Here is a 12150-nt window from a genome sequence, read left to right on the forward strand (position 1 = left end):
GGGGTCATCTTGTCTTTTTTACTTAATCGAGAATTCAGTAACGGTCAGCTGGCTTCGAGCTCTTATGGCCGTGTAATCCAGACCGTTGTTGATACCGGCGTTCCCTCCGACGATCGCACCGGCACCGGTACGCTTGGCGTTTCTTATGTGCCTTCCTACTACATGCTTACCGGTGGGGCTGTTCCGCTCATTTCTTCAAAACAGGTAAACCTGAAACCGCTACTGGTTGAGCTTGAATGGTATTTACAAGGTTCAGGCAACATTGGGTTCCTTAAAGAGCATGGTGTGAAGATCTGGGATGCTTGGGCCGATGAAAATGGCGATTTAGGGCCTGTATATGGCAAGCAGTGGCGCCGATGGGAGGACACCAGAATTGTCCCTTACAGCGAGTATCGCCTTAAGGAGGACATCTTCTTAGAACGTGGTTATCGCGTTGAAGGTTACATTGGGCTGAATGAAGATCGCGTCGTTATCACTCGTGAAATCGATCAGTTACAACGTATGGTTGATCAGTTGCGCAACAACCCGACCGATCGCCGCATACTGCTTAATGCCTGGAATGTTGGTGAGCTGGAGGACATGAAGCTTCCACCTTGCCACTTTGTGTTATCCGTATGGAGTCGTGAGCTCGATTTCCAGACCCGTTTGTCTATGGCCACCGATATTGGTATCCAGCATAACCGGCATGGCTATGAATCGATCTATACCCAGATGCTTTGCCTGATAGAGCAGCGAGGCAGTATCTCTGAGCCAATGCTGGATGAGCTTGGTATCCCTAAACGTATCCTGAACTCCTGCCTGGTGCAGCGGAGTGTCGATACTTTCCTTGGTATGCCATTCAATATTGCCGGTTACGGCATCCTCACGCAGTTCATTGCGAAGATTACGGGTCACATGGCTGGCGCCTTCGTCCATTTCGGCTTTGATGTTCACATTTACAACAACCACTTGGAGCAGGTTGAAGAGCTACTGGCTCGCGAACATCCGGAGTCGTCCGACCCCATCGTCGTCTTCCCGCACGAATGGGAAGAGTTGGATGACTTCAAATGGGACGGCGTGCAGATCTTCGGCTACGAACCACTTCCATGGATTAAGGCTCCAGTGGCGGTGTGATATGGCCAGAGGCATGTATGTGTTATGTGAAATTGAAGATGTGCTGGCGAGAGCCGGCCATCGTAAAGCCGCTGCTGATGAAAACGCAGACACTCTCGTTGCAGGTGATGAGCTCATATACCCCACCAGCCGCATGTTGCGTGGCTTTGCTCGCTCCGGTGCTGAAGTGGTGCTTATCAGCCACCGTCCGGAAGCGCTCGAAAGCGCAACCAAAAAATGGCTGAGAGATTTCGGCATTGATTATGACTGGCTGCACCTGGCACCACGTGGAGTCAATTACGAAACCCATATAAAGCGCACGCTTGCCGCGCATAAAGATGATCTGATGATCGCGGCACTGGTGAGTTCGTCACGTCTACGAGCTGCTCTGTCTGGTTTTCACCAGCGCCCGGTAATGTATGAGGTGTCTCAATGAAGATGATTGCAGCTGTCGGTCGCAATTATGAGATCGGTAGAGGAAACGAACTCCCCTGGCGCTGCCCCTCAGACTTAAAACTGTTCAGAGAGCTCACCACAAACGCCACAGTCGTCATGGGCAGAAAGACAATGGAAAGTCTTAAGCGCCCGTTTCCGGAGCGCCACAACGTCGTTCTTACGCGCTCATCTGGGTTCATGCCCAATGGTTTTTACCCTGCCACTATGGACGATGTAATGCAGCTTGATGGTCCCGTTTGGGTTATCGGCGGTGCGCAGATCTATTCTCTGTTTCTGCCTCACGTCGAGGAACTCTGGCTATCGCATATGGGCGTAGACGTTCCTGACAGTGATGCTCATTTTCCGCGGCAAATGATGCGTAATCTCGGCTTCTTTCCTGTGTTAACAGCTCATACACAACGGGGAACGGAGGATGAGCCCGGTTTCCAACAGATTGTTTACAGAAGGTGGTAATGGATTACCGAATTGGGATCACTGGCGCTCAGGGCAGTGGAAAAACAACCCTGGCAAAGTTTATCGACGAGCATTACGGCATTCCGTATGTGGATGCTGGCGTCGGCGCACTAATGACAAGGCTTGGAGTCAACGTAGGCGATCCAATGCCGCTCTTTGAGCGTCTGCAGGTGCAGATGGAAGTTGCCCGCCATATTGAGCTGGTAACACGCGGAGCGGAAGGCTTTGTAATAGACCGTACGCCTGCTGATGTGATGGCTTATACGCTCGATTTGGTCGGCCAGACCAATGACCAACGATGTATTGATCTGGCGCTGGAAATTGAGCGTTTTTGCCACAAGACCGCGTTGTCCAATTTTAATGCCATTGCGGGGCTGCGCCCAGGTATGAATTTGAGAGCAGAAGATTATGAACGTGCCCAGAGAGGTTCGCTTGATCTCCTTTATGTCGCTCGTATCGACTCGTTGATGTGTGGCGAGCTGACAAAAATTAACTCTCTGGCCAAATCCGGAGATCTGCAGGTTTTCGTCCTGTCGGGAACCTGCATTTCCGTTGACGCAAGAGCACGCTCGATCATGCGAGTAATCGACCGCCATGTGGAACGTATAGAGAGCCGTATCTCAAATTGCGTCACCTTCCACTGATTCTTGTTCCCCTGTGAAGGAATGCCAGAATAACGTCACGAAAAATAGTTTCAGGAAAACAGAATGTTAGGCGAAATATCTCTGGCTGATGAGTTAGATCGTAAAACGATAGAGGCGCTGACACGCATCGCAGACGAGCAGTCCCGATCGCTGATGACAGAACGAGAGGCCAGGCTGGCTATTAGAGCTGTTTTTGAGTCCGTTCAGGGATTGGTAGGCGATGATGTGGGAGAGGTTCTGAATGTGGCAATGTCCCAGTTCAGCGAACGCGGCAAGCGACCTATCTTCCCCATGCATATCAAAATGGCTGCCGGCACTGTTCTGTATGTGTCGATTTGTCTGGATACCAATGAAATTCGCATTCTCAACGTCACCACTGGTGAGTGGCGTGCGCCGGTAGAGTGCGAATCGCAGGAGGAGACCGTCAAAAAAGCAGCTCAATTCGTGCGTAGCGCACTGCTTAAAGGTGCCAAAAAGCTGTAAGGAGTAGTTATGACAACTATTGTTGCTGGGCTTGATATTGAATCCACAGGGTTGGACTTTAGGGCTAACCACAAGATTATTGAAATAGCCATTACCCGCTATGAACTGGAGACCCAGAAGCACATCGATAGCCTGGCGATGCGTTTTAACCCGCGGCGGAGTATCGATCCAAAAGCCCAGGCAGTGCATGGCATTTCGCTGGAGGATCTTTCCGCAGAGCCACTATTGTCTGAACATGCCGGTAAAATCGCTCGCTATATTAGCGATGCAAGCGTTTTGGTTGCTCACAATGGTGAAGCGTTCGACCTCCCCTTTATTCGCCATGAATTTGCAGAGTACGGTGTCACTCTCCCAGAGTTGCCTCTTGTGGACACTATGTTATCCGGATTATGGGCGACAGAAGACGGCAAACGGCCGCGACTGGAGGAACTCGCCTTCTCATTGGGTTTTGTCTATGACAAGGCTAAGGCGCACAGCGCGCTCTATGATACCGATCTGATGATGCACTGCTTTTTCAAAGCACGGGAAAAATACGGCTTCTATAAGCTCCCATTCGAAAGCGCCTGACGGCGCTTTCGCCCCTCTAATTATCACAACTGCCTGTATTTACTTCTTTTCCGCCTAATAGGTTTTGACAAAATGCTCTCAACCCAAAAACGTATAAACGCTCACACAACGTAAAGGAGAGAGACATGAGCAACCTCAACAATACAGTCAAAAAAGATGATCTGGATGAACTGACCGCCATGCTGCAACTGCTCGATGAGCCTGAAAAACTGGCTTCGGAGGCCGTTGTAGGGGAGGAAATAGACGACCTGCTGGCAGATCTTAACGATGAGACGATCGTGCCGGTGCCGGCTGTTGCTGAAACTGTAATGGAAGCGAAAGACGGCGGCGATCTCTCCGGTGTGTTTGAAGAGTTGGAAAACGAACATGAGTCGCTGAAGGTGGTTGATGTTGAGATACCTCAAGTCGAGTCGATCTCCCCTCTTCCTGAGATCGACTCGACACAGGGTGATAAACCTCAGACTGATGAAAAAAAGGAGAAACACGCCAAAGAATCGTCAGTTGCGGCTCAGCCAAAAGAGTCGAAGGCGGCGAAAAAAGAGCGTGCAGCACCCAAGCCCCGATTCAGCCTGAACGATAAGGGCGATGATTTTTATGCTGTGGCTGGCCTGAAACGTGAGGTCTTCATCGAAACTCTGAATGCGGCGCCGGTCAAGGCAAAAGACAAGATCTCTAACCTGCTAAATTGGTTCAATGGCGGACCGGATATCAGCATCTACACGGTGATTGCATTGCGGCATCTTATTGACACAAAAGAGGCAAGCAGCAATAGCATTAAGCTGGCGTTAATGAGCTATCCGGAAAAGCCATATCCACTCAGCACCGCGTCGACTCAGGCTGGCCAGATGATGGCTGTTTTCCCAGTCACGGGAATCGCTACGAGGGATGGTGGAAGATTGCTTCTTAATGAAGAGTCCCCGATCGTAAGGAAATTTATCGCGGAGTATTCCATTGGCTGACGATCCGTTTCGCGCTCTGAAGCCCCCTGATAGTTTTAGAGCGTTGGACAGTTATTCGTATGCCCCAACAGTAAAAAACACGCCAGAGCGTCTCCCGTTAAGCAATCTGGCGTGTTTTTTCTTTATTTGCCATTCGTAAGACGACATGAAAAAATAGGTATGTACTTACCTATTGGGTTGTAAAATGATAGCAGCCGAAAAAATCAAAAAGCGAGAGCGAGATGCCTCTCTTCGAGACCTTTGGCGCACACCGAAATGGTTGTTTGTCGCCATTCAGCGATATCTCGGCATTACGTTTGATGTTGATGTCGCCTGTAACAAAGAAAACGCGCTTCTTCCGAGCTACATAGGTGTGGAACGAGATGCTCTTAAGTCCAGCTGGGGTGATCCTGGTACGGTGGCCTTTCTCAACCCGCCCTACTCCAAAATAACCCCCTGGATAGAGGCGGCTATCCGAGAGCAAGCGCGTGGTGTAACCACCGTTATGCTCATTCCGCAATCGCTCGACACGATGTGGTATGAGCGCGCCACCGAGTGCGCAAACCAGACGGTAGTTCTGTCTGGCGGCCGCGTAGCGTTCATGGAACCAGACGTCACATTGGGTTTGGTTGAGGTCAATATCAACCCAGGCGGAAGTATGCTAGTGGTCTTCCGCGGATTCTGTCAGAACGCTGGTCACTTCATGAATAAAGTCCCGCTGACGGTGATGAAAAGTCTGGGTGGTTACGATCCTGCCACAGTGATCAGGAAAAAAAGACCACGGAAACAGGCTGCTTAATCCGAGTCTGGGAGCGTTTCATAACCTGCTTTCGTATATATAAATAACTAAGTACTAATTATAAACATATACGAAAGCAGGCTTTTCCTTGTCGATTTCAAACCACTCCCAGACCGAAACAAGACGCCCAGACCACTCTGGAACCCCTTTCCAGACGCTATAGAATCGTTTTTGTGAAGACAAGTAAGGAAACCATCATGGCATACCCGACCAACGTTGTAGCGCTCGTTGAGAGCGATTTTTTGGCTAACGCTCGCGAACTCATGAAGGATCGTGAAAAGGCATTCAGTCTTTACGAGTGGTCACTGAAATGTTTGCACACTGGCGAACACAAAGACCTGATTGAGCAGCTCCTTGGCGAGCTAATCAACGAGGTTTTTGCTCTGCAAGTTCAGCTTCGTGGTAGACAAAATGATCAGTCAGAAAAGTAAGTAAGTAATTACCGTTTACGATGTATCATAGTGGTTGTAGAATGATGTCGATTTCGACCTGAGTCGAAATCTCGGTCTGGTGGGTGGAGGATAGCGTCACTGGCACCAGACTTAAAAAAGCCCACAACCAGCGCAGAACCAGCCCTTTTGGGGTCTGGGGAAGGGGGAACCAAAGTGGGCAGAGAGAAGGGTCACTTTATGATTGTCGAGTCTGGGTATTTTGAGAGGTTGAATCCAGTACTCCCCTTCATGAAGTGTGGGAAGATCTCGGTTCTGGGGTGCTGTCATCCATAACTTCCCAAGCCTAAGCTGGCAGTAGACTTAGGTCATAACTTTTCAGGTTATGAAACGACCAGGTTGGTGAGGATTTTTTTACTCACCTCCCTGGGAGAGTATTACCTGAAAAGACAACCTCTCACTTCGTTCGAGGTGAACTTCACTCACTTCGTTCGCTCAGTTCAGGTAAAAATAAACCCGATCTGGGAAGTAATTCATTGAAAATAAATATGTATAAACACGCGTGCGCACACGCGCGAGGAAAAACGGGCGGCGGCGCACGCTTTGGAGTTAGAGATGACGACAAGCACACACGCCAGACGAAAAACGGCAGCCGGCCGTGCGCAGCACCAGTATCAAAAACACCCCCGCAAAAACTTCAAAACGCCATTTGTCGAATTTAATCCCCGGTTTAAGACGGTCAAAGTTTTCAGTGATGGCTCTTGTCTCAGAAACCCAGGCGGGCCCGGTGGATATGGCATCGTCTTTCAGTTCCGCGGCGAAGAACGCGAGTTTTCCGACGGCTTCCACAGCACCACAAACAATCGCATGGAGATGATGGGCGCCCTGATAGCTTTGGAACGCCTTAAATTCTCCTGCAACGTGATCCTGCACTCAGATAGCCAGTATCTCAAAAATGGTATGACCCTCTGGATGAAGGGGTGGAAACAAAATGGTTGGATCACTGCTGACAAGAAGCCTGTTAAGAATGTCGACCTCTGGAAACGACTCGATTTAGCCGCCAGTCGCCACAATGTCAGGTGGAACTGGGTAAAGGGCCACGCCGGGCATCGAGAAAACGAAATATGCGACAGGCTGGCCAAGATCGCAGCATATGCGGCAGCGGATACTCCACACAAAAAAGATGCTGGTTTTTTGGTGTAAAATGATAAGTAAGTATTTACCTATCATTTTGTATCATGTATCTTACCCATCGTCAGGATGACAACGTGCTGGTTAGGCACGGTTCCAAGGATGGAACGCAAAAAACGGCGGCTGGACATTCCAGCCGCAACTCTTTCTGACATTGAAAGGATTTCAAATGGCACATCAAACGCCTTCCTCTTCTCTTAAGAAACACCCCCGTTCGCTACGACTCATCCTGGCGGAGTTATTCTCCGGCCGCGTGTCTGCACGCCTGTCCGAACTGGAAGAGAAAGTTGGTCAAATGGAGCATCGTCTGGATGACCATGCGGCGGCCATCTCTAACCTGGGGGCTCGTGTGGCAATGGGGGAGGTGATGAAGACCCGAACCGCAAAAATCCTGCGAGACACCTGGGGCGTGCGAGCCAATCAAACGCGCAAGGAGAGCTCAGATGGATCAATTTCAACGAAAAAGACTACTTCCAATGGTCTACGGGCTGATCACGATTTGTCTGGCAGCCGTAGCAATACCGTCGACTCAGGCGTTGCTGATGCCGGACTCATGCAAAACGGTTTCGCAGCAGACGCCGGCACCAGTCACGGAAAGCACAACCAGCATCACCACCATGCCCCGGTCTGCCACTCTGGATGGGATGCGGTTGGATTCGATTCCTCAAGTTCGTCCTGCGACTCCGGATCTTCTTCCTGCTGCGACTGAGGTGATGGCGTGATCTTCTTACTCAAAAACTGGTCATTCATTTGGATAGCCATTCTGCTTTTGGCGGTGGGTGGCTGGATCTCAAACATCGTTAAGCTGGCACTACACGGTGATTTATTTCTTCACTCAGGTATGACGATCGCTCGTGTTGTGGGGATTTTTGTCCCACCGATCGGCTCTGTTCTCGGGTTCTGTTAATGGGCGTAGGGGTAGAAGCCTTCGAGGCTCTCTTTGCTGCCTTAATGTTTTTTTGTATACGAAAACAATTTGTTTAAGCACATAACATATAGGGAAAACACATGTTAGGTTTCTTCAAAAAGAAAACTCGTAAAGCGGTTATTGAAGTTAAAAAAATGGAGAACCGCAATGCGGTCGAAGCTACTGTCTGGGGCGCATACATGATCGCTTATGCAGACGGCAACTGTGATGCAAAAGAAATCGCTATTCTGGAGAAGACCATCTCCGCATTGCCAGCTTTCTCACCGTTCGCGGGTGAGATCGCGCAGATGAGCAGCAATATTCGTGCTCGCTATGAAGCTTCTCCTCGTTCCGCCAACGCACAGGCTCTTCGGGAGCTTGCTGATGTCGCCGGCACTCCAGAAGCCGTTGATGTGTTGTGTCTCTGCCTGGATATTGCCGATCAGGATGGCATCGGCGAAGAAGAAGAGGTTGTGCTGAAGAAAATTGCTCAGGCGCTGCAGTTATCTCTGGATGCGTACATCTAATGGCAGAGAAATTAAGGCTGGCCGTCGTCGCCATTCTTCTCGTGCTGGTCGTGCTGGTGGACTTCACTGGCAAACTGATGTCTATCGCGGCAGATGGCGTGTTGGTTGGATTGGCTATCTACTTTGCCCAACCTCTACTTAAAAAATCGAAGTGATCGCCGAGGGCCAGGTGGCCCTCGATTCTTCTGGTTTAACCGTTATGACGCGTTTGCCCACCTCTTCTGAATTGTCAGAATAAAGCCACCAAGAAAACAAATTATTTTAACAATTAAGGAAAAACACATGTGTGATAAATGCACCGCCGCTAACGCTGAAGTAAAGAAGATCATTAATGAAGTCGGGGCTAAAAAACTCGTAGGAATGCTTGATTCTATAACTGGTCATGGTGACGCTCATCCTCTGGAACGCATCATGGCCATCGTCCAGGTCATGGACTTATTTGACGAACCAATGAAAATCCTGATGCTTGCTCGTCACTTTGGCGGGGCGTATGCGGAAGAGCAAGAACGTGCCAATAAACTGCAGGCAACCCTGAACATGATGAGCGAACCAAAATGCGCGCCGGCGCCAGATCTCTCCGGAGACAATATCGGCATTGAAAGCAAAGAGCGGGAGATCGCCAGCCTTAAGTCTTCTTTAGGCATGTTAATTACCGCCTTTAAACTAATGGCAACCCATAACGGTTTCAAAATGCCAGAGCTAACCGGCGATGAACATCCCGCTGCTATTCGCCAGCTGCTTGGTGCGATGGCGGATAATATGGATGAAGCGAAGAGCCGTATCGAAGACATGATGAGAGAACTGGCCCACCGCCACGATCTAAATGACCAGCCGCACAAGATGCAGCAAGTCAATCACTTAAGCTGACATCGCAAGGAAAATCTATTTATGTTCAAAATGTGATGCTTACCAGAAAAATAACATGGTTTTTTATACATGCATTTATCTTTTTTGTTATAAAAATCAGTTGAATAATATTCATGGTGTGATGGTGGCTTCGAAATTTACAAAACTTTTACTTGTAAAATGGAGTTAGATTGCGTATAAAGAAATCCTCTAGAAAAGGGATTGTCCTTTAACCAGACTGAGATTTATTCTATCGATAGAAGCCACATTCATAAGTGTGGCTTTTTTCTTATTATTTTTACTTAACCGTAGTTTCTCTGTGCAGAGTACATTGCTTTATTCAGATTATCTACAAAAGTATATCTAGATTCTTTAATTGGGTTAGTTCGCCACTCTTTCGGTAACGCTCTTTTGTTTGCTTCTTCAAGTAAAGAATCATATAGCTTTTGCATGTAATGATAGAAAGCCAGTGCCCTATCTTTCCTGAATCCTAATCTTTTGATCACGTCACTTGACGAGTTGGTAATAAGTCTTTCATAGCTTTTAAGCTCCTCCCAGACAGTTTCATCCGCAATGAATGTATCCATCATTGTGCATTCAACAAACATGAAGTTGCTTATTAACTCTCTTGTAATATATCCGCCTAATCTGGTCGGATAAAAACTAGATTTAAACTCAGGTGTATCATGGCCGGCAGTGTTAATAAATCGAAGTTTACACAAATCTTTCAGGATGTTAAGTGTATCATCATCACCAACACCAATTTTTCTAAGGTTTGTACGGATCTCTACCCCTTCGATATACTGAAAAGCAGGGTCTGCGCTATACTGAACTAAAGCAGCCAAAACAAAAAGACGTAACAACTGGAAATTTGTTTTTCCTTGGCGGGAGTCAAAGGGATTGCCAACTAAAGAATATGCTTCAGAATATACTGCCTGATTTCCTAAAAGGATGGCCCTTAAAGCTTCATGCTTTGGTAATACATAATTCCCATGTTCTTTATAGACTCTCATTGCTTTTCCTGGGTTTGTATAACCATGTTCGATAAATTCTCGAGTCATTCTTAGAGCATTCCTTATGTCCCCAGCGGCAAGCACCTCAAGTAAGTTCCCTATTTCAGTACCTAATACTGAGCTTTGAAGTAAGCTGATTAATTCTGCTTTGTTATCAACATGGAATCTTATACCATTATCTGATTCAAAGTCGCCTTGCTCTCCTTCTAGCATATTTTTTGCTAAAAAGAATCTTTTTGATAATACTGCTTCGACCTTAGGTGGTTCAATAAGAATTGGGTCGAAGTCAAATGCATTAAATGCGGGAGAGTTACGGTGCTCAACATAGGTTGAGTTTCTTAATGAAATAACTAAATTACATTTTAATCTTTGAGAAAATGCTACGCAATCAGTGAATATTTGTGACTGAGCCTCCTCGTTCAACTGATCAACGTTATCTACTACTAAAAAAACAGGAGTATGTTTTGTTGCATACTTAATTAGTTGATCTGCATATGGTTTTACTTTATCGTAGTCAGCGCTTAACTTTTGGGTAATCAGTTCGTTGATTTTCTCTTCATCTTTGGCTATTAAGAATGCAGGGCCTTTTTTGATCGAGTTTATCTCGTCTTTATAAGCATTCTGAATGCAAAGTTCGTAGTTGGAAAAGAACTCGTCGTTGATAATATAATCTTTTATCGTTTTATAAATGTAATCAATTGGTGATGTATCATTAGTGTATTGAAGGAAGTCAACTTTGACCCAGTGCGGATAAGGTGCATTATTATGCTTTTCGAAAATATCAGCAGCAGAGATATTTCGAGTATAATGAAGGAAGGTTGTTTTACCAGCACCAACTGTGCCCAAAATAACTATTGCCAATGGCTTTGAGTTTTTCTTTGCTTGGATTAAAGAGTTTCTGAAAGTATTGGCATCTCGTTTTTGCATAGGCCTGATCGGTGTAGAGCTAAATAAATGTTGGCTTTTAGAGATGTGCATGTTTATCCGCCTGTCAAATTTAATTCTGTCAGGGGTATTCACATAGCATCTTTCAAATAAAGCCGAGTCTATCTCAGTTATTGTATCAGAGAACGATGTTATTATTGCTTCTTCAACCAGAGGGTAGATTGGATTTTTAGCATCGTAAGATATGCTTTTTCGTAATGTATTCTTTAATCTGCGCTCTTCAATCTGGTCCTCTCGATTGCCCAATAACGTTACTTCTAGGCTGGAGTTAATTACTGCTTTTCTGGAAAGTAAATCATAAAATTCAGTGTAATCATCTTTCAATGCGCTTTGAAGATTGTTAAAAACAATTGCATAAGATGAGTTGAATGCAACTTGATCTGTCCGATTTGCGGGGAAAATTATCCATTGTTCGCCATTTGTGACTACCGCAAATTGTATGCTTAGTTTTCTACAATAATCGCGAGCTTGAATTACCGCCTCGCCAAAAGCGCCTTCTAGATTATTATTGTTCAATTTTAGACGTCTATCGAAATGTTTTGTTTTGAATGATTCACCAATTTTCTTTGCTTCTACTATAAATGCAGTGCTTGCTGTTTTTATTACGTAGTCAGCAAATGTGGTTTTACCGTCCTCACTTACTCTATGTTCGACTGAAACATCCTCTTTTGTCCATTTCAAAATATCAAATAAAATGACATCAATAACTTTAAGGCGAGTTTCTGCTTCGTTTGCAGATGATAATGCGATTTTTTGAGCGTCTTGAATAATTTTGTTTACGGTATCCATAATCTAAACCAACCTTAGTGAAGGTTATACATGCTATAGCAGCATAAATATGCATCTATGTCTGTGACTTTTTTTCATTGTAGCAAGTCTTGCTGTGCTTATTTTTTATAG

Annotated in this window: 14 protein-coding genes and 1 pseudogene; 14 read left to right on the plus strand and 1 reads right to left on the minus strand. The window is 46.5% G+C overall.

The genetic code is table 11. The annotated features are described in order from the left end of the window. Window positions 1–9 precede the first annotated feature (9 nt). The 14 genes and pseudogenes from CWM54_RS24480 (at window position 10) to CWM54_RS24550 (ending at window position 9313) form a co-directional block, all read left to right on the plus strand. Complete coding sequence (locus tag CWM54_RS24480) at window positions 10–1113, plus strand: thymidylate synthase (protein ID WP_047065804.1); 1104 nt, start codon at window positions 10–12, stop codon at window positions 1111–1113. A gap of 19 nt (window positions 1114–1132) precedes the next feature. Continuing rightward, complete coding sequence (locus CWM54_RS24485; RefSeq protein WP_165785966.1) at window positions 1133–1528, plus strand: hypothetical protein; 396 nt, start codon at window positions 1133–1135, stop codon at window positions 1526–1528. Next, window positions 1525–2001: a trimethoprim-resistant dihydrofolate reductase DfrA50 gene (dfrA50, locus tag CWM54_RS24490; protein WP_100698787.1), complete on the plus strand. Its 477-nt coding sequence runs from the start codon at window positions 1525–1527 to the stop codon at window positions 1999–2001. Before CWM54_RS24485 ends, dfrA50 begins: the two co-directional genes overlap by 4 nt. Continuing rightward, the gene (locus CWM54_RS24495; protein ID WP_100698789.1) at window positions 2001–2645 is read left to right on the plus strand and encodes an AAA family ATPase; all 645 of its coding nucleotides are present in this window, start codon (window positions 2001–2003) and stop codon (window positions 2643–2645) included. Before dfrA50 ends, CWM54_RS24495 begins: the two co-directional genes overlap by 1 nt. A gap of 63 nt (window positions 2646–2708) precedes the next feature. Next, entirely contained in the window at window positions 2709–3128 is a 420-nt protein-coding gene (locus tag CWM54_RS24500; protein ID WP_100698791.1) for a hypothetical protein, read from the plus strand. A 9-nt stretch (window positions 3129–3137) separates the two neighbouring features. Continuing rightward, window positions 3138–3695 carry a 3'-5' exonuclease gene (locus CWM54_RS24505; RefSeq protein WP_014342174.1) on the plus strand — a complete coding sequence of 186 codons (558 nt, stop codon included), beginning with the start codon at window positions 3138–3140 and terminating at the stop codon, window positions 3693–3695. A 125-nt stretch (window positions 3696–3820) separates the two neighbouring features. Continuing rightward, window positions 3821–4654, plus strand: coding sequence for a hypothetical protein (locus tag CWM54_RS24510; protein ID WP_100698793.1), 834 nt, complete (start codon window positions 3821–3823; stop codon window positions 4652–4654). Window positions 4655–4838: 184 nt separating this feature from the next. Then, window positions 4839–5432, plus strand: a complete 594-nt coding sequence (locus CWM54_RS24515; protein WP_065811697.1) for a phage N-6-adenine-methyltransferase — start codon at window positions 4839–4841, stop codon at window positions 5430–5432. 197 nt (window positions 5433–5629) lie between these two features. Then, on the plus strand, window positions 5630–5863 hold the full coding sequence (locus tag CWM54_RS24520) for a hypothetical protein (protein ID WP_100698795.1): 234 nt from the start codon (window positions 5630–5632) through the stop codon (window positions 5861–5863). Window positions 5864–6369: 506 nt separating this feature from the next. Beyond that, window positions 6370–7024 (plus strand): annotated as a pseudogene (rnhA, locus tag CWM54_RS24525) (ribonuclease HI). 157 nt (window positions 7025–7181) lie between these two features. Beyond that, window positions 7182–7721: a hypothetical protein gene (locus CWM54_RS28880; protein ID WP_206053115.1), complete on the plus strand. Its 540-nt coding sequence runs from the start codon at window positions 7182–7184 to the stop codon at window positions 7719–7721. Between the two features lie 299 nt (window positions 7722–8020). After that, window positions 8021–8446, plus strand: coding sequence for a tellurite resistance TerB family protein (locus tag CWM54_RS24540; RefSeq protein WP_100698801.1), 426 nt, complete (start codon window positions 8021–8023; stop codon window positions 8444–8446). After that, window positions 8446–8601, plus strand: coding sequence for a DUF3927 family protein (locus CWM54_RS24545; protein ID WP_014342167.1), 156 nt, complete (start codon window positions 8446–8448; stop codon window positions 8599–8601). Before CWM54_RS24540 ends, CWM54_RS24545 begins: the two co-directional genes overlap by 1 nt. Before the next feature lie 127 nt (window positions 8602–8728). Continuing rightward, window positions 8729–9313: a hypothetical protein gene (locus CWM54_RS24550; protein WP_100698803.1), complete on the plus strand. Its 585-nt coding sequence runs from the start codon at window positions 8729–8731 to the stop codon at window positions 9311–9313. 281 nt (window positions 9314–9594) lie between these two features. On the opposite strand, the gene CWM54_RS24555 is transcribed toward CWM54_RS24550, so the two are convergent. Continuing rightward, a complete protein-coding gene (locus CWM54_RS24555) occupies window positions 9595–12039 on the minus strand; it encodes a P-loop NTPase fold protein (RefSeq protein ID WP_100698805.1) in 2445 nt (814 codons plus the stop codon). Window positions 12040–12150: the final 111 nt, after the last annotated feature.

The sequence above is a fragment of the Klebsiella sp. D-Nf1 genome, assembly GCF_002810515.1.
Lineage (GTDB): Bacteria > Pseudomonadota > Gammaproteobacteria > Enterobacterales > Enterobacteriaceae > Klebsiella > Klebsiella variicola.

What these genes read in the sequence shown, in the direction of transcription:
- CWM54_RS24510 (WP_100698793.1), top strand. Translation starts at nt 3,821, where the DNA reads ATGAGCAACCTCAACAATACAGTCAAAAAAGATGATCTGGATGAACTG.
- CWM54_RS24540 (WP_100698801.1), top strand. Translation starts at nt 8,021, where the DNA reads ATGTTAGGTTTCTTCAAAAAGAAAACTCGTAAAGCGGTTATTGAAGTT.
- CWM54_RS24520 (WP_100698795.1), top strand. Translation starts at nt 5,630, where the DNA reads ATGGCATACCCGACCAACGTTGTAGCGCTCGTTGAGAGCGATTTTTTG.
- CWM54_RS24545 (WP_014342167.1), top strand. Translation starts at nt 8,446, where the DNA reads ATGGCAGAGAAATTAAGGCTGGCCGTCGTCGCCATTCTTCTCGTGCTG.
- CWM54_RS24550 (WP_100698803.1), top strand. Translation starts at nt 8,729, where the DNA reads ATGTGTGATAAATGCACCGCCGCTAACGCTGAAGTAAAGAAGATCATT.
- CWM54_RS24505 (WP_014342174.1), top strand. Translation starts at nt 3,138, where the DNA reads ATGACAACTATTGTTGCTGGGCTTGATATTGAATCCACAGGGTTGGAC.
- CWM54_RS28880 (WP_206053115.1), top strand. Translation starts at nt 7,182, where the DNA reads ATGGCACATCAAACGCCTTCCTCTTCTCTTAAGAAACACCCCCGTTCG.
- CWM54_RS24515 (WP_065811697.1), top strand. Translation starts at nt 4,839, where the DNA reads ATGATAGCAGCCGAAAAAATCAAAAAGCGAGAGCGAGATGCCTCTCTT.
- CWM54_RS24555 (WP_100698805.1), bottom strand. Translation starts at nt 12,039, where the DNA reads ATGGATACCGTAAACAAAATTATTCAAGACGCTCAAAAAATCGCATTA.
- CWM54_RS24500 (WP_100698791.1), top strand. Translation starts at nt 2,709, where the DNA reads ATGTTAGGCGAAATATCTCTGGCTGATGAGTTAGATCGTAAAACGATA.
- CWM54_RS24495 (WP_100698789.1), top strand. Translation starts at nt 2,001, where the DNA reads ATGGATTACCGAATTGGGATCACTGGCGCTCAGGGCAGTGGAAAAACA.
- dfrA50 (WP_100698787.1), top strand. Translation starts at nt 1,525, where the DNA reads ATGAAGATGATTGCAGCTGTCGGTCGCAATTATGAGATCGGTAGAGGA.